Annotated in this window: 15 protein-coding genes; 4 read left to right on the top strand and 11 right to left on the bottom strand. The window is 75.6% G+C overall.

Annotation, left to right across the window (positions count from 1 at the left end):
- Window positions 1-186: 186 nt before the first annotated feature.
- The 6 genes from NLX85_RS23280 to NLX85_RS23255 form a co-directional block, all read right to left on the bottom strand.
- Window positions 187-1,188, bottom strand: coding sequence for a sulfite exporter TauE/SafE family protein (locus tag NLX85_RS23280; protein WP_254338457.1), 1,002 nt, complete (start codon window positions 1,186-1,188; stop codon window positions 187-189).
- Between the two features lie 152 nt (window positions 1,189-1,340).
- Entirely contained in the window at window positions 1,341-1,811 is a 471-nt protein-coding gene (locus tag NLX85_RS23275) for an Rrf2 family transcriptional regulator (protein ID WP_254338456.1), read from the bottom strand.
- 71 nt (window positions 1,812-1,882) lie between these two features.
- Entirely contained in the window at window positions 1,883-2,767 is an 885-nt protein-coding gene (locus NLX85_RS23270; protein ID WP_254338455.1) for an acyl-CoA thioesterase II, read from the bottom strand.
- Window positions 2,764-4,212, bottom strand: a complete 1,449-nt coding sequence (gene pyk / locus NLX85_RS23265) for a pyruvate kinase (protein WP_254338454.1) — start codon at window positions 4,210-4,212, stop codon at window positions 2,764-2,766. Before pyk ends, NLX85_RS23270 begins: the two co-directional genes overlap by 4 nt.
- Window positions 4,213-4,381: 169 nt before the next feature.
- Window positions 4,382-5,830, bottom strand: coding sequence for an FAD-binding oxidoreductase (locus NLX85_RS23260; protein ID WP_254338453.1), 1,449 nt, complete (start codon window positions 5,828-5,830; stop codon window positions 4,382-4,384).
- Between the two features lie 108 nt (window positions 5,831-5,938).
- Window positions 5,939-6,304, bottom strand: a complete 366-nt coding sequence (locus NLX85_RS23255) for a YciI family protein (RefSeq protein ID WP_254338452.1) — start codon at window positions 6,302-6,304, stop codon at window positions 5,939-5,941.
- 256 nt (window positions 6,305-6,560) lie between these two features.
- On the opposite strand from NLX85_RS23255, the gene NLX85_RS23250 reads away from it, so the two are divergent.
- Together NLX85_RS23250 and NLX85_RS33515 are read left to right on the top strand one after the other, a co-directional pair.
- On the top strand, window positions 6,561-7,427 hold the full coding sequence (locus NLX85_RS23250; RefSeq protein ID WP_254338451.1) for an aldo/keto reductase: 867 nt from the start codon (window positions 6,561-6,563) through the stop codon (window positions 7,425-7,427).
- 80 nt (window positions 7,428-7,507) lie between these two features.
- A complete protein-coding gene (locus NLX85_RS33515; protein ID WP_254338450.1) occupies window positions 7,508-9,067 on the top strand; it encodes a GMC family oxidoreductase in 1,560 nt (519 codons plus the stop codon).
- An 82-nt stretch (window positions 9,068-9,149) separates the two neighbouring features.
- Here the strand turns inward: NLX85_RS33515 and NLX85_RS23240 are convergent, their stop codons facing one another.
- Window positions 9,150-9,947: a triacylglycerol lipase gene (locus NLX85_RS23240; protein WP_254338449.1), complete on the bottom strand. Its 798-nt coding sequence runs from the start codon at window positions 9,945-9,947 to the stop codon at window positions 9,150-9,152.
- 201 nt (window positions 9,948-10,148) lie between these two features.
- On the opposite strand from NLX85_RS23240, the gene NLX85_RS33510 reads away from it, so the two are divergent.
- Window positions 10,149-11,495, top strand: a complete 1,347-nt coding sequence (locus NLX85_RS33510; RefSeq protein WP_254338448.1) for a pentapeptide repeat-containing protein — start codon at window positions 10,149-10,151, stop codon at window positions 11,493-11,495.
- Between the two features lie 32 nt (window positions 11,496-11,527).
- Here NLX85_RS33510 and NLX85_RS23230 read toward each other — a convergent pair whose 3' ends face one another.
- On the bottom strand, window positions 11,528-11,791 hold the full coding sequence (locus NLX85_RS23230) for a DUF6244 family protein (protein ID WP_254338446.1): 264 nt from the start codon (window positions 11,789-11,791) through the stop codon (window positions 11,528-11,530).
- Window positions 11,792-11,828: 37 nt separating this feature from the next.
- Window positions 11,829-12,047 carry a winged helix-turn-helix domain-containing protein gene (locus tag NLX85_RS23225; protein WP_254338444.1) on the bottom strand — a complete coding sequence of 73 codons (219 nt, stop codon included), beginning with the start codon at window positions 12,045-12,047 and terminating at the stop codon, window positions 11,829-11,831.
- 246 nt (window positions 12,048-12,293) lie between these two features.
- On the opposite strand from NLX85_RS23225, the gene NLX85_RS23220 reads away from it, so the two are divergent.
- A complete protein-coding gene (locus NLX85_RS23220) occupies window positions 12,294-12,560 on the top strand; it encodes a hypothetical protein (RefSeq protein ID WP_254338442.1) in 267 nt (88 codons plus the stop codon).
- Here NLX85_RS23220 and NLX85_RS23215 read toward each other — a convergent pair whose 3' ends face one another.
- The gene (locus NLX85_RS23215) at window positions 12,561-13,475 is read right to left on the bottom strand and encodes a hypothetical protein (RefSeq protein ID WP_254338440.1); all 915 of its coding nucleotides are present in this window, start codon (window positions 13,473-13,475) and stop codon (window positions 12,561-12,563) included.
- Window positions 13,472-16,039, bottom strand: coding sequence for an FtsK/SpoIIIE domain-containing protein (locus NLX85_RS23210; RefSeq protein WP_254338438.1), 2,568 nt, complete (start codon window positions 16,037-16,039; stop codon window positions 13,472-13,474). Before NLX85_RS23210 ends, NLX85_RS23215 begins: the two co-directional genes overlap by 4 nt.
- Between the last annotated feature and the right edge of the window lie 50 nt (window positions 16,040-16,089).

Genomic DNA, 16,089 nt, shown 5'->3' with positions numbered 1-16,089 from the left:
AGACTAGGACAACGCTTTCCCGCCGCACAACCGCCTCCCCCGCTCCTGACGACGGGGACGGGGTGGGCCGGCGCCCGCCTCCCCAGCGATCCTGCCGTTGCTGCCCTGGCGAACGGGGTGACAGCCTCGGCACACGGGCACAACGTGCAAGATCGCGAGTTGGGGGCCGGGCGGGCCGGCGGGGCGTCAGCCCTCGACGGCGGCGGCGAGCCGGCGGGGCTCCTCCGGCGCGGTGGCCGGGGCGGCCGGGGCGGCCGGGTTGGTGGGCGGCGCGGTGACCGTGGTCTCGGTGGACTGGGCGGCGAGAGCGGCCTCGGCGACGGCGCGGGCCCGGCGGGTGCGGCGCAGCGCCCGCGCCGCCAGCACCAGGGCGACCAGCCAGCCGGCGCCGAGCACCGCGTAGGCGAGGGCGGGGACCGGGCCGCCCAGCTCGCCGGCGCGCAGCAGGGTGCGGGTGTTGGTCAGCACGATCACCCCGCCGATGACGGCGCCGAGCAGCTGGGCGGGGACGATGCGGACGAGCCAGGCGGCGATCGGCGCGGCGATCAGGCCGCCGACCAGCAGCGCGGCCACGGTGGGCAGCAGGAAGCCGTCGGAGCCGAGGCCGATCAGGAAGCCGAGGCTGGCCGCGCCGGCCACCAGGAACTCGGAGGTGTCCACCGAGCCGATCACCTTGCGCGGCTCCATCCGGCCGGAGACCAGCAGCGCCGGGGTGGCGACCGGACCCCAGCCGCCCCCGCCGGTGGCGTCGACGAAGCCGGCGAACAGGCCGAGCGGGGCCAGGAAGCGGCTGCGCAGCCGGCCGCCGGCCCGGTTGGCGCGCAGCGGCCGGGAGAACCGGACCAGCAGGTAGGCGCCGAGGCTGAACAGGATGGCGGCCATCCACGGGGCGGCCGACTCGGTGGAGATGGAGCTGAGGAAGGTGGCGCCGGCGAAGGAGCCGACCGCGCCGGGCAGCGCGATCCGGCCCACCACCCGCCAGTCGACGTTGCCGAACCGCCAGTGCGAGACGCCGGCGGCGAGGGTGGTGCCGATCTCGGCCAGGTGCACCGAGGCGGACGCGGCGGCCGGCGCCACCCCGGCGAAGAGCAGCAGGGTCGAGGAGGTCAGCCCGTACGCCATGCCGAGCGCGCCGTCGACCAGTTGCGCGGCGAGCCCGACGAGGGCGAGGACCAGCAGCTTGCGCACGAGCGCCCCCTGACTTTTCGGTATCTCCTATCGACTTGGTCGACAATGCGGCACGGAGGCGCTCCAGGTCAAGTCCTCCATCCGGTTGATGGGACGCGCCGGACGGCGCGGCGGGCGCGCGGGACGGCGGCCCCGGGACACCGAGGGGAGCGTCAGGTCCAGGCCCGCGGGTCGGCGGCCAGCTCGTTGACCCGGCCGGGCAGGCTGCCGCCGGCCACGTCGGCGATCGTGACCAGTTCGAGGATCTCCCGCTCGCTGGCCCGCAGCGCGATCCACACGTCCTGAAGGGCGCGGGCGGCGCCCTGGTAGCCGAGCTGCTCCGGGCGCTGGCCGCGCACGTGGGCGAGGGGGCCGTCGATCACCCGGATGACCTCGGCCAGGGAGATCTCCGACGCGGGCCGGGCCAGCCAGTAGCCGCCCTCGGGACCACGCTGGGCGTGCACGATGCCACCCCGGCGCAGCTGGAGCAGGATGCTCTCCAGGAACTTCGGCGGGATCTCCTGGGCGCGGGCGATCTGCTCGGCGGTCACCGGCCGGCTCCGCCCGGCTGTCGCGCCGTCGGCGACCGAGGCCAGTTCGGCGGCCGCGCGGAGGGCGTAGTCGACCCGGGCGGAGAGGCGCATGCCGGCAAGGTTAGTCGCCTGGTCAGCCGCCCGGACTCCCGACCCTCGGCCGAACGGTCACGGTTGCCCGGTCACGCGCCGACGCGGCGCAGCAGACCCTCCTGCACGGCGCTGGCGATGTGCCGGCCGTCGGTGGTGAACATCCGGCCGGTGGCCAGGCCCCGGGCGCCGGACGCGGACGGGCTCCAGCAGTCGTAGAGGAACCACTCGTCGGCGCGGAACGACCGGTGGAACCACAGCGCGTGGTCGAGGCTGGCGCCCACCACTCCCCCGGGCCCCCACACCTCGCCGTGCACCGACAGCACCGAGTCGAGCAGCGTCAGGTCGGAGGCGTACGCGAGGGCGCAGGCGTGCAGCAGCGGATCGTCGGGGAGCTTGCCGTCGAGGCGCATCCAGACCCGCTGGTGCGGCTCGGCGGGACGGTCGCCGGGGCGCACCCAGCCGGGCTCGCCGACGTAGCGGACGTCGATGGGGCGCGGGATCTGGCCCCAGATGCCGAGCCGCTCCGGGTAGCGGGAGAGCCGGTCGGTCATGGTCGGGACCTGCTCCGGGGCGGGCACGTCGGGCGGGACCGGCGCATGGTGGTCCAGGCCCTCCTCCTGCCGCTGGAACGAGGCCGACATGAAGAAGATCGGCTTGTCGTGCTGGAGCGCCACGGACCGGCGGACCGAGAACGAGCGGCCGTCCCGGACGTTCTCCACCTGGTATTCGATCGGCTCGGCGGGGTCGCCGGGGCGGACGAAGTAGCCGTGCAGGGAGTGCACGAAACGCTCCGGGTCGACGGTGCGCCCGGCGGCGACCAGGGCCTGGCCGGCGACCTGGCCGCCGTACACCCGCTGCGGACCCACCGGCGGGCTCATCCCGCGGAAGGTCATCTCGCCGGTGTGGTCGAGGTCCAGCACCTCCAGGAGCTGGTCGACCGCGGCCTGCCCGGTCGCCGCCGGACTCCCGCTCATTGAAGAGCCCGGGCCGAGGCCGCGTCGACCAGCGACCCGAGCTGGTGCACGCGCAGGGTGTTGGTGGAGCCGGGGGTGCCGGGCGGGCTGCCCGCCACGATCACCACGTAGTCGCCCGGGTTGGCCCGGTTGAGGCCGAGCAGCGCCTGGTCGACCTGGCGGAACATGTCGTCGGTGTGCTCCACGAACGGCATGAGGAAGGTCTCCACGCCCCAGGAGAGGGCCAGCTGGTTACGCACCTCGGGCACCGGGGTGAAGGCCAGCAGCGGGAGGTCGCAGTGCAGCCGGGCCAGCCGCTTGACGGTGTCGCCGGTCTGCGAGAAGGCGACCATGGCCTTGGCGCCGATGGCCCGGGCGATCGAGGAGGCGGCCACGGTGAGCGCGCCACCGTGCGTACGCGGGTCGTGCTGCAGCCGCGGCACGCCGATCGAGCCGGCCTCGGTGGTGGTGATGATCTTCGCCATGGTGCTGACCGTGAGCACCGGGTACTTGCCGACGCTGGTCTCGCCGGAGAGCATCACCGCGTCCGCGCCGTCGAGCACCGCGTTGGCCACGTCGGAGGCCTCGGCGCGGGTGGGGCGCGAGTTCTCGATCATGGAGTCGAGCATCTGGGTGGCCACGATGACCGGCTTGGCGTTCTCCCGGCAGAGCTGCACGGCGCGCTTCTGCACCAGGGGCACCTGGTCCAGCGGCAGTTCGACGCCGAGGTCGCCGCGGGCCACCATGACCCCGTCGAAGGAGAGCACGATGGCCTCGAGGTGGTCGACCGCCTCGGGCTTCTCCACCTTGGCCAGCACCGGGCGGACGACGCCCTCCTCGGCCATGATCGAGTGGACGAGCTTGATGTCCTCGGGCGAGCGGACGAAGGAGAGCGCGATGAGGTCGACGCCCAGGCCGAGGGCGAAGCGCAGGTCGTCGGCGTCCTTGTCCGACAGGGCCGGGACGCTGACCGCCACGTTCGGCAGCGAGACGCCCTTGTTGTTGGAGACCGGCCCGCCCTCGGTGACCAGGACGCGGATGTCGTTGCCGGTGACGTCGCTGACCTCGACCGCCACCCGGCCGTCGTCGATCAGCAGCCGGTCGCCCGGCTTCACCTCCTGCGGCAGCTTGCGGTAGGTGCAGGAGACCCGCTCCTTGGTGCCGACGATGTCGTCGCCGGTGATGACCACCGAGTCGCCGGTGCGCCACTCGTGCGGGCCGTCGGCGAACTTGCCGAGGCGGATCTTGGGACCCTGGAGGTCGGCGAGCACGGCGACCGGCTGCCCGGCCGCGTCGGCCGCCTCACGGACCAGCCGGTAGACCGATTCGTGGTCCTCGTGACTGCCGTGGCTGAAGTTGAGCCTCGCCACGTTCATGCCCGCCTCGACAAGGCCCCGGATGCGCTCGGGGGACGAGGTGGCGGGGCCGAGAGTGCAGACGATCTTCGCGCGGCGTGTCACGCCCATCAGGCTAGTCTCTCCTCCGGGTCGACCTGCCGGCCGACCCCTTTCGGACTGCGGAACAGTTGTCCAACGACGCGCGATACCCGCGCCGGCGGGCGGTGTGGCACCGCACCGGGGACGTCGTGTGTGGCGGGCATCGGCGACCGCGCGGCGGAAATCGTACCGCTCGCGTTCATCCCTCGGCGGAGCGCTCCCGGAGATCGACCGGCGCCACCCCGGCGCCGGCGTCCGCCGCCGGGACCCGGGGCGCGGGCGGCGTGGCCGGGGGCAGGGTCGGCACCGCGGAGAACGTCCCGCGCGGGTCGTAGCGGAGCTTGGCCCGGCGCAGCCGGTCCCAGTTGCTGCCGTAGGCGAGGCGGACCCGGTCGGTCTCCTCCGGGGCGAGAAGGTTCGGGTAGCCACCGGGAAGCGCGTGCGGGGCGAGCGCGGCGGAGGTCCGCTCGGCCCACGCCCGGTGCGGCGCCGGGTCCTCGCCGGGCGTCCAGACCGCGATGATCTCGGCCAGCAGGTGCGCGTCGCGCAGCCCGAAGGCGGTCTCCGCGACACCGACCCGGGTCGCCGCGCCGTGGAAGTGGTGCAGGGCGATCGCCGAGTACGGCGAGGTGACGGCCCGGGCCGCCGCCACCAGCTCGGCCACCACCGGCCCGGACACCCCGGGCAGCCAGCGGGTGCGCAGCAGGTAGTGGTTGCCGTCGGCCATCCCGCCGTCGAACATCCGCAGCACGTCCTCGTACGGCAGCGGGGCGACCTGGTCGACCAGCGGGGTGCCGAGCGCCCGCAGCCGGTCCACCGCCGGGCGGCCCGCGTCCGGGTCGTCGCCGGTGAAGACCGGGGCGAGGAAGACCACCGGCTCCCCCGCCGGGCCGGGCAGGAACCCGGCCATCACGGTCAGCTCGTCCGGCGCCTCGCGCACCGCCGCGCCGTAGCCACCCAGCACCGCCGCCGCCTGGTCGAGCGGGAAGAGCAGCATGCCGGCCAGCGCCGCGGGCAGCCGGTGGGTGCGGAAACGCAGCGCGGTGACCACACCGAAGTTGCCGCCGCCGCCGCGCAGCGCCCAGAACAGCTCGGCCTCGTGCGCCGGGTCGGCGGTGACCCGCCGCCCGTCGGCGAGCACCACCTCCGCGCCGAGCAGGTTGTCCAGCGCCAGCCCGCGCCGGCCGCAGAGCGGGCCGTACCCGCCGGCCAGGGTCAGCCCGGCCAGCCCGACGGCGCGCACCACGCCGGTGGCCACCACCCGGTCGTACGGTCGCAGGGCCGCCAGCACGTCGGCGGCCGTCGCCCCGCCGCCCACGGTGACCACCCCGGTGCCGGGGTCGAGGTCGACCTGGCGCAGGGCGGTGAGGTCGACGACCAGCCCGCCGTCGCGCAGCGCCCGGCCGGCCCAGTCGTGGCCGCCGGCGCGGACCGACAGCGGCAGCCGGCAGCGCCCGGCGACCCGGACCGCGAGGGCGACCTCGCCGGCGTCCCGGACGCGGGCGACGAGCGCGGGCCTGCCGGCGGGCGCGCCGTTCCAGAGCCGGACGGCGGCGGGGAACCCGGTGTCGGCCGGGGTGAGCAGGCGGTCGCCCAGCGCCTCGCGGAGCAGGCCGGTGGCGCGCGGCAGGTCGGGGTCGGCGGTCATGGCGACTCCTCGTCGGCCCCGGGCCGGCGGCGCCGGCCGCGCCGGGGTCCTCACTTGCGCGGGACCGTAGCACCGCGCGGGGCGGCCGCGCGGTCGCCCGGACGACAGTCAGCTCTGCGCCTTGACGAGGGGGAACTCCAGCGAGCCGGCCGGGCAGAGGAAGGTGAGCACCTCGACCCGGTAGAGCCCCGCCTGCACGGCCGGGTCGGCCTCCATCACGCTGCGGACGTCGTCGACCGAGCCGGTGCGGGCCAGCCCGAACCCGATCGGCGGGTCCGGCTCGCGGGCCGGGCCGTCCACCGACCCGTCGACCAGGACGATGCCCCGCCGTTGCAGCGCCTGCATGTGCTGGATGTGCTCGGCCTGGAGCCGTTGCACGGTCTCCTCGGGCAGGGCCCGGCCCGACGGTCCCGGGTAGAGCACGATGCACTCGTACGTGTCAAGCGCGAAGTCGAGCCGTGGCGTCGCGGCCATGCGCACCTCCAGACCACCGTCCCGCCCAGCGTCGCACGGCGGTCGGCGCCGCCGGGGCCGCTCGCCGCAACTGCCGGCCCGGCCGGCCGGGTTGCCGACCCGCTGGGCCGTTCGTCCCGTGCCGGGAGAGCCGGCGCCGCCGAACCGGTGGGGGCCGAAACACACGACCCGGGACGTTGGCGACGGCGATTCCCGGGAAAGAGTTCCGGTCGCGGGCGGCGACCGCCGCCGACGACGACGCAACAGGAGGACCGCCATGACGACCAGCACCCGGCCCGCGAAGGCCTCGGGCACCTACCGGATCGGCGGGGACCTCCAGGTCGACCGGCTCGGCTACGGGGCCATGCAGCTCACCGGCCCCGGGGTCTGGGGTGATCCCAAGGACCCGGCCGAGGCGGTCCGGGTGCTGCGCCGGGCGTACGAGCTGGGCGTGACCTTCATCGACACCGCCGACTCCTACGGCCCCTTCGTCAGCGAGCTGCTGATCAAGGAGGCGCTGCACCCGTACGCCGACGACCTGGTGATCGCGACCAAGGCCGGGCTGACCCGCTCCGGTCCGGGCGACTGGCGGCCGGTGGGCCGCCCCGAGTACCTGCGCCAGCAGTGCGAGCTGAGCCTGCGCCACCTGGGCCTGGACTGCATCCCGCTCTACCAGCTGCACCGGATCGACGAGAAGGTGCCGCTGGAGGACCAGCTCGGCGAGCTGGCGCTGCTCAAGCAGGAGGGGAAGGTGCGGCACATCGGGCTCTCCGAGGTGACCGTGGAGCAGATCGAGGCGGCGCGGCGGATCACCCCGATCGTCTCGGTGCAGAACCTCTACAACCTGGCCGACCGCAGCGCCGAGGAGGTGCTGGACCACTGCGAGCGCAACGACCTGGCGTTCATCCCGTGGTTCCCGATCGCCACCGGCAACCTGGCCCGGCCGGGCGGCCCGCTGGACGCGATCTCCACCGAGCACGGCGCGACGCCCGCGCAGCTCGCCCTCGCCTGGCTGTTGCGGCGGTCGCCGGTCATGCTCCCCATTCCGGGTACGTCCTCCGTGGCGCACCTGGAGGAGAACGTCGCCGCGGCCGAGGTGGGGCTCAGCGACGACGAGTTCGAGGCGCTCGCCAAGGCCGCCTGAGCCGGCCCACCCTTTCCGTAGGGTGATCGAACCGCTACCGTCAGAGGGATTCTCACGCCCGGGACGAGTGGGGGTCCGGAGTGGACGGTTTCGACTACGTCGTCGTCGGTGCCGGTGCGGCCGGGTGCGTGCTGGCCAACCGGCTCACCGAGGACCCGGGCACCCGGGTGCTGCTCATCGAGGCGGGCGGCTGGGACCGCAGCCCGTACGTCCGCGTACCCAAGGCGTTCTCCCGGCTGATGGACGACCCGCGCACCGCCTGGCACTACCCGGCGGCCATCGGGCCGGGGCGGCGCGAGACCTGGCAGCGCGGCCGGATGGTCGGCGGCTCGACCTCGATCAACGGCATGATCTGGAGTCGCGGCGCGGCGGCGGACTGGGACGCGCTGGCGCACCTCGGCTGGGGCTGGTCCACCATGGGGCCGGTCGTCGCGCGACTGGCGGAGCACCCGGTGCGCCTGTCCGTCGCCACCGGCACCGACCCGCTCTGTGAGGAGATGGTCGAGACCGGGGCGGAGCTGGGCTGGCGCCGGGTCGACGACCTCGACGCCGGCGACGGCGAGCGGATCGGCTACGTCACGGCCACCATCCACGCCGGGCGCCGGGTCACCGCCGCCGACGCCTTCCTGCATCCGGTGCGCGACCGGCCGAACCTGACCGTCGCCGTCGACACCGTCGCGCTGCGCGTGCTGGTCGAGGACGGCCGGGCGGTCGGCGTACGGGTCGCGCACCGGGGCCGGGAGGCCGAGCACCGGGCGGCCGCCGAGGTGATCCTCGCGGCGGGCGCCCTGGCCACCCCGCAACTGCTGCAGGTCTCCGGCATCGGGCCGGCCGACACCCTGCGCGCCGCCGGCGTCCGGGTGCTGCTCGACCGGCCCCGGGTGGGCGCGGGCCTGCGGGAACACCGGCCGATCCCGCTGCAGTACCGGCTCACCGGGCCGGGCGGCTACAACGCCGCGCTGGGCAGCCCGCTGGGGCAGGCCCGCGCCGCCCTGCGCTACCTGCTCACCCGCCGGGGCCCGCTGGCCCTGCCGGTGATGGACGTCGCGGCCCACGTGAAGTCCCGTCCGGAGCTGGACCGCCCGGACGTGCACCTGCTGATGGCGCCCTTCTCGGCCGCGCCGGCACGCCCCGGCCGGGCCCTGGAACTGGAGCGGGAGCCGGGCCTCATCTGCCTGGGCACGGTGACCCGCCCCGACAGCGAGGGCAGCCTCGCCATCACCGGCCCGGACCCCCGCACGCCGCCTGCGATCGTGGCGAACTACTTCGCCACGGCGCACGACCGCCGGGTGGCGGTGGACGCGTTCCGCCGGATGCGGGAGCTCTTCGCCACCGGGCCGATCGCCAAGCGGATCGCGGCGGAGACCCTGCCGGGGGCGGCCGTCCAGACCGACGAGGAGATCGTCGAGGCGGCCCGGACGCACGGCTACTGCGGCTACCACGCCATCGGCACCTGCGCCCTGGGCCCCGACGAGGAGCACGTCGTCGACCCGCAACTGCGGGTACGCGGGGTGACCGGGCTGCGGGTGGTCGACGCCTCGGTGCTGCCCGTGATGGTGTCGGGCTGGACCAGCGCGCCGGTGACCGCGCTGGCCTGGCGGGCGGCCGACCTGATCCTCGGCCGGACCACCACGGCCTGACCGGCGGGCGGCACCCGGCGCGCCCGGTGCACGGTCAGGGGCTCGACGGCCGCACGCGCGACCGCCGAGCCCGGACACGGGTTCAGACGGCGAAGCAGTTGGGCCGGATCGCGGCGCCGGCGAGCACCTGCCGCACGACGCTGTAGGTGGTGCCGTCGAGGACCAGGCCCAGGTGGCCGACGATCCGCAGCGGGCACCACGCCTGCACCAGGACGTTTGTCGCGCCGTCGGCGAGGGCGGCGTTGTCCACCGGGCGGACCAGCTCGTCCTGCCAGGTGCGGACGGTGGTCCAGCGGACCGCGCCCGGGGTGTCGTCGCCGGCGTTGAGATCGGTCAGGAAGCCGGAGCCGATGGACATCTGCTGGCAGGCCACGATGCCCGCGCAGCTGCCCAGCCCCAGGAAGTTGATGATGTTGGCGACGTAGGTGCCCTGCTGCGGACTGCCCAGGCTCACGTAGCGGTCGACCTTGTCGGCGCCGCCGAGGAACTTCACGTACCAGCGGGAGACCAGGCCGCCCTCGGAGTGGGTGACGAGGTCCACCTTGGCCGCGCCGGTGGCGGCACGGACCTGGTCCACGTAGGACGACAGGGCGCGGGCGGACTCGCGGATGTCGCCGAAGCCGAGGTTCGGCAACTGGTAGATGGAGACCCGGTAGCCGTCGGCGCGCAGCCGGGCGGCGATCGGCTCGTACGCGATGGAGATTCCGATCAGGCCGCCGACCACGATGACCGGGTTGGCCCCGGCGGCGGCTTCGGCCGTGGTGGCCTCGGCCGCGCTGGTGGTGGCTGCGGTGGTGGTGGGCCCGGCGTGGGCGGCGGTGGCCGGGACCAGCAGGGCGGTGACGGCGGCGGTGGCGGCCAGGATCGTTCGGAGCAGCATGGGCTGCACCTCCGGTGGGAGGCCCCGGCGAACCGGGAGGACGGGTGGGGGGATCCGATCGATCGTGGGAACGATGATGCGTGTCCGATTTCACACACGTCAATGGAAAGTTACGCGCGGGTAACCAGTTGTTCCACTGGGAGCACAAATCGGCGTATCGGACAACGGCCACGGTGGTCGAGGGATGGCATGCTGGGCGCCGTGTCCGCCCCATCGCCGCCGGAGAAGCCGCTCCGGGTGATGCCCTGGTGGCTGGCGCTGCTCGGGCTGCTGGTCGCCGTCCTGCTCGGCTGGCTGGTGCTGGACCTGCTGCTCGCCGAGGCCGACCGCGCCACCCAACCCGACACCCGCGCCACGCTGCGCGTCGACGCCATCCGCACCGGTCTCACCGTGGTCGCCGGCACCGGCGGCGGGCTGGCGCTGCTGCTCGCCGCCCGTCGACAGTGGATCAACGAGCGGGGACAGCGGCACCAGGAGGCCGTCGCCGCCCGCGACCAGGCGCACCGCGACCGGGTGCAGGAACACGCCGAGGCGGTCGCCGACGCCGGTCAGCGGCACCAGGAGCGGCAGGCCGCGGCCGCCGAGCACGACGCCGCCGAGCGGCGGCTCACCGAGCTGTACGTCCGGGCCATCGAACTGGTCGGCAGCGACAACCCCGCGGTACGCCTCGGCGGGCTGCACGCCCTGGAACGGCTCGGCCAGGACAACCCGGGGCAGCGGCCGACCATCGTGGCGGTGCTCTGCGCGTACCTCCGGATGCCCGCCCCCGGCGACCCGCGCGAGACGGAGGTGCGCCGCACCGCGCAGCGGATGCTCACCCGGCACCTGCGCGCGGACCGGGACGGCTGGTGGCCCGGCATCGCGCTGGACCTGACCGGGGCCCGGCTGGACGACTTCGACGCCGCCGGCTGCACCCTCGTGGACCTGGACCTCACCGGCGCGGTCTGCACCGGCACCACCAGCTTCGCCGGGGCGGTCGCGCACGGGCGGCTGCGGCTGGCCGCCGAGTTCGCGGACGTGGTGTTCGACGACCTCACCGGCGACGCGGAGGTCGTGCTGGACGACGCCCGCTGCACGGGCCGGGTGAGCTTCGACCGCGCCGACCTCGGCGCGCTGTCCTGCCGGGGGGCCAGCTTCGCGGAGGCCTCCTTCCACGGCGCCACACTGCGGCAGCCGAGCAGCTTCGACCGGGCCCGCTTCGCCGGCAGCGCCACCTTCCGGGAGGCGGAGTTCCTGGGTGGGCTGTCCATGGAGCACACCACCTTCGAGGGCTACGCGGGCTTCCGCCGCACCCGGTTCGCCGACATGGCGCTGTTCCGCTGGACCGAGTTCGGCGCGGAGGCCTGGTTCGAGGGGGCCCGCTTCGAGGGGGCGGCCAACTTCGGGCGGGCCGTGTTCCACGGCCGGGTCCGCTTCGAGGGGGCGACGCTGGCCCGCCGGCCGCTTGTCGACCAGGCCCGTGCGTCAGCGTCCGTGACGCACGTCTGGCCGCCGGACGTCACCGTCGGCCGGCGCGACGACGACTGGCTCGTCCTCACCGACCCCTGACAGCCCGACCCGGTGACCCGGCTCGCGCCACCTCAGCTGCCCAGCGCCTGGACCCTGGCGATCGTCTCCTGCACGTGCTGGCGGGCCGGCTCGCCGCCCTGGGCGGCCTGGCTGAGCGCCTGCCGGTAGGCGTCGATCATGTTGAGCAACGGCCCGGCCGCCACACCCTCCAGCGCGCCGGCGACGAGGGCCCGGGCCTCGGCGGCGTCCTGTGCCGCGGCGGCCGTCCGGGCCTTCGCCTCGTCCAGCTTCTGCGCGGCCGCCGCCAGCCTCGCGATGATGTCCGCCGCGCTCACGCGCCCTCCCCACGTCGCCGGGCCCGACCGGTCGGCATCAGCGCTCCGCCACGAACACACCGAGACCGTGTACGCCCTGCACCCATCCCTGCGTCTGCAGGACCAGGATCGCCTGGCGCACGACCGTCGCTGACACGCCGTGCTGTGCCTTGAGCTGCGCCGTGGACGGCAACTGATCGCCGGGCGCAAGGTCACCGGACTCGATCTGGCTTCGGATGTTATCCGCGAGCTGTTCCCACTTGGGTTTGACGGGCATCTGTACTCCCAGGTCTGCACCGTCATTCGATCACGGGCCACTTCTCATGACAAGTAAGGTGATGTCGCGCTTGCTTTAAGTGACTAGTTGTGTAAAGTTCGAATCGACCGGCTCCCAGGTCTGCAAACCCGAGTTGGTCGTTCCCACCGCGCAGAGCGCCCGGTCGGCCGGTCCCCCTGGACGGCCGGGCGTGCCCGCAGTCACCCATCGCGCCTGGCCCCTTCCCGACCCGGCAAGGAGACCATCATGGACAACCCCGAAGATCCGCCGGCGCTCGGTGGAACGCCATGGGTGTCACACGGCCCGGGAGACACCCATGGTGTTCCACCCACCGGCCAGGCGGGCCGGACCTTCGTGTCCCGGCGGGATCTGGAGGACGCCGACGACATCCTCTTCGCGCATCCGCCCCGGAAGGTGACCCGCTGGCTGTGCGGCTGCGGCGAGGACTACCCGTGCCCGGACGTGCGCTTCGCCCAACTGGTCCGCCACGCGAGCGTCCGCGCCGCCCCCTGATCAGCCCAACAGCCGGAACAGCACCAGGTAGACGCAGAACAGCGACGGCGCGACCAGCGCGCAGATCACGAAGCCGAGCGGCACGTACCGCCCCGGCGGGGTCTCGCCGCCGATCACCGGACGGCCCCAGCGCCCCAGCACCAGCTGTCCGGCCAGGAAGGACAGCAGCGGCACGCCGGCGCAGGAGACGGCGGCCACCAGGTCCAGCCCGGTGGCCGGCAGCGGCGAGCCGATCAGCGCCACCAGCATGAGCAGGGAGCCGGCCAGCGCGCAGGCGGTGTAGACGGCGACCGCCCGGGCCGGCGCCGACCAGGCGGGCAGCAGCACGGGCCGCTGCGCCAGCGCCTCGGCCTGCTGCCCGTGCCGGTCGGCCTCGTCGGCAAGCTGCCCGGCCGTGGCCAGCTCCGCCGCCGGGTCACCCACCCGGGGCCCCGGCACGGTCCCCTCGGGATACGCCCCGACCCCCGGCCGCCCCGGCGCGGCGGCTGCGCCGCCGGTCACCCCGCCCCCGGTTCCGGGCGCCTCCGCGCCGGCCGGCACCGGCGCGCCCGTTCCGCCGGCGGCCGCGCTCGATCCAGGGGCGGGCGCGGTCGATCTCGGGGCGGGCGCGGTCGATCCCGGGGCGGGCGCGACCGATCCCGGGGCGGGCGCGGTCGATCCTGCTGCCGGCGGGGCGCCCACCGGGACCGCCGGGGCGCTCGGGGCCTCGGCCGGGACCGACCGCATCGGCAGGTTGATGGCCTGGCCGAGCTGGTCGAGGCGCTGCCCCTGGGCGGCGAGCCGCCGGCCGAGCTGGTCCACCGTGGACTGGAGGGCACGCCGGCGTTCCGCCTCGGCGGCGACCGCCCGCTCCCCGCCCCGCTGCCGGGTGGACAGCTCCCGGAGCAGGGCCGCGTACTCGTCGAATCCGGTCACGACTCGTCCCCGTCGCCGACGAAGGGCACGACCAGCGCGGTGCGGTGCTCGTGCCGGTCGACCAGCAGGGCCCGGCCGTCGCGCGGGGCGTAGGCGAGGTCGTGCACGCCCAGGTGCAGCCCGAGGTCGGCGGCCGGCACGTTCAGCGCCACCAGGCAGGCCACGTCGTCGCGGTTCTGGCTGCCGCCGATGTCCTCCGTGAGCCGGCGCAGCCCGCGCCACCAGCCGAGCAGGTGCACCCCGTGCCCGGGACCGTGGCGCAGCACCGCCCGCAGGTCGTCGTGTCCGGAGCGGAACGTGTCCGGGTCGCTCGCGGTGAGCGCCCCGGCGGCGGCGTCCATCCCGAACACCACCAGGTAGGTGCGGGCGGGGGCCGGAGCGGACACATTGGCCAGCTCGGCGAGGTGGGCGCGCAGTGCTGCGGCGTCGAGGCGGCGGACCGGGTGGCCTGCGGCCGCGAGGGTCATGGCCAGGTCGTCGGCGGTCTCCGTGGTCCCGGGCGCCAGCGGGACGAACAGGAAGCGGGCCGTGCCGGGGGCGTGCTGCCGGGCCAGGCTGAGGGCGGCCGACCGGAGCACGTCCACGCCGCTCGCGGCGGTGCCGACCACGGCCAGGTGCCGGCCCGGGCTGTCGTCGAGGCGGAACCCGGCCGGGCTGCCGGCCACGTCGACGGTGCGGCCGACGAGGGCGAGCGGCGGATCGGCGCCCCGGGCCAGGCCGGCCCAGGCGGGGTCGTCGCCCAGCCGCGGGGTCTCGTACCCCCGGAAGACCGCGGGTGGGCGGGCGGCGGCGGGGCGGGCGGCGAACAGCTCGTGGCGCAGGGCGGCGAGGTCGGCCGCGGCGGCGTGCGCGTCGGGGAAGCGGACCTCGGTGTCCGCGCCGGCCGTGCCGCCGGCGGTGTTGACCACGGCCGTGCCCACGGTCAGCGCCTTCGCGGCGTCGTTGAGCGGATCCAGCACCCCGCCCCCGCCGGGCAGCGCGACCCGGAGCGGGAACTGGCCGAAGATCGCCTCGGCCCGGCCGTAGAGTGCCTCGATGCCTGTGGTGCTCTGGCTGGCCAGCACCAGGTGCAGGCCGTACGAGCGGCCCTTGCGGGCCAGCTCCTCGATGAGGTCGACGGCCTGCCGGGCGAGCGGGTCGTTGCCGGCGAACAGCACGTGGAACTCGTCGACCACCGTGACGATCCGGGGCGGCCGGGCGTTCGGCGGCAGGTCGGCCAGCTTGCTGACGCCGTGCCGCTTGAGCAGGTCGGCCCGGCGGGTCAGTTCGGCGCGCAGCTCGCGCAGCACGGCCACGCCGTACTCGCGGTCGGACTCGATGCCGACGGCGCGGGCGTGCGGCAGCCAGGACGGGTCCCGCTCGGTGGGCACGAACTCGGTGAAGCTGACCCCCTCCTTGAAGTCGAGCAGGAGGAGCTGGAGTTCGGCCGGCGAGTAGCGGGCGGCCAGCCCGTAGAGCACGTCGAGCAGGAAGACGGTCTTGCCGGCGCCGGTGCGTCCGCCGACCAGCCAGTGCGGGGTGGCGTCGTCGAAGGCCACGGTGACCGGCTCCCGGCCGGGGGCTCCGCCGGCGGCGTCGGACGCGCCGAGCCGGACCCCTCGCACGGCACGGCCGAGCACGGTACGCAGCCCGGCCCCGGACGACTCGGCCCACCGCCGGGCCGGCAGCAGGTCGGCGAAGGTGACCGCGGTGGCCCGCCGGGTGGCCCGGGCGAGCTGCCCGGCCAGCGCGGTCACGGTGGCGTGGGACGGGTCGCCGTCGAGCACCACGGGGGCGGCCAGCCCGCTGCCGTCGGCGCTGAACGGGCGGCCGGGCGGGTCGCCGACCAGGGCGTACCGCTCGTTGAGCCGGAGCTGGGTGGTGGCGCCCAGCGGCGGGGCCTCGCCCGGACCGGCCGCCGGGTGGCCGGCCAGCAGCACGCAGACCGCCGCGGCGGGTCCGGCGTGGGTGAGCGCGGCGAGCCGGGCCAGCTCCCGCGGCGGCGGGGCGGACGCGGCGACCACCAGCAGCAGCTCCCGGTCCTCGGGCGCGGCCCCCTGGGCGTCGCGGGCGTGCCGTTCCGCCGCGTCCAGCACGGCGGCCGTCTCCGCGACCGTGGTGGCCGCCGGGGCCAGCACGCCGGCGTCGTGCAGCGGGCGCAGCGGCAGGAAGGTGGCGCCGAAGGCGGCCGGGTCGATGCCGGCCACCCGGACCGTGCCGGCCGGCGCGGCGGCCAGCAGCCGCACCACGAGCGCCCGCAGCAGCTCGCCGACCCGGGTGTCCCGGGCGTCGGTGTCGACCGCGAGGTGGGCGCCCGCACCCAGCGGCACCAGCACCGGGAAGCCGCCGTCCACGGTGGTCGCCTCGCCGAGGCGTACCGGAACGGGGTGGGTGGCGGCGCGGGCGGTGCCGGGCACCGGGCCGGCCAGCTCGCCGCCGAGCCGGGCCAGCCGCGCGACCAGCTCGGGGCTGCCGACGGGCGCCGGGCCGGCGGCGGCCAGCGCGCGCCGGGCGGCCTCCCAGCGGCGCAGGGCCTCCCGGTGCAGGGCGACCGCCTGCCGGTACGCCGTCGCGAGCCTGCCCACCGTCCGCCCTCCGACGCCGCCGTACCCGATCGAGGGGAACCCTAACGGAC

Origin of the sequence: Micromonospora sp. A3M-1-15 (assembly GCF_024213425.1) — a bacterium.
GTDB lineage: Bacteria > Actinomycetota > Actinomycetes > Mycobacteriales > Micromonosporaceae > Micromonospora > Micromonospora chersina.
This window is presented reverse-complemented; position numbering and strand designations above follow the sequence as displayed.

Excerpts from the sequence above, each read along its gene's own strand:
- NLX85_RS23275 (WP_254338456.1), bottom strand. The coding sequence starts at position 1,811 with ATGCGCCTCTCCGCCCGGGTCGACTACGCCCTCCGCGCGGCCGCCGAA.
- NLX85_RS23270 (WP_254338455.1), bottom strand. The coding sequence starts at position 2,767 with ATGAGCGGGAGTCCGGCGGCGACCGGGCAGGCCGCGGTCGACCAGCTC.
- pyk (WP_254338454.1), bottom strand. The coding sequence starts at position 4,212 with ATGGGCGTGACACGCCGCGCGAAGATCGTCTGCACTCTCGGCCCCGCC.
- NLX85_RS23260 (WP_254338453.1), bottom strand. The coding sequence starts at position 5,830 with ATGACCGCCGACCCCGACCTGCCGCGCGCCACCGGCCTGCTCCGCGAG.
- NLX85_RS23255 (WP_254338452.1), bottom strand. The coding sequence starts at position 6,304 with ATGGCCGCGACGCCACGGCTCGACTTCGCGCTTGACACGTACGAGTGC.
- NLX85_RS23250 (WP_254338451.1), top strand. The coding sequence starts at position 6,561 with ATGACGACCAGCACCCGGCCCGCGAAGGCCTCGGGCACCTACCGGATC.
- NLX85_RS23240 (WP_254338449.1), bottom strand. The coding sequence starts at position 9,947 with ATGCTGCTCCGAACGATCCTGGCCGCCACCGCCGCCGTCACCGCCCTG.
- NLX85_RS23225 (WP_254338444.1), bottom strand. The coding sequence starts at position 12,047 with ATGCCCGTCAAACCCAAGTGGGAACAGCTCGCGGATAACATCCGAAGC.
- NLX85_RS23220 (WP_254338442.1), top strand. The coding sequence starts at position 12,294 with ATGGACAACCCCGAAGATCCGCCGGCGCTCGGTGGAACGCCATGGGTG.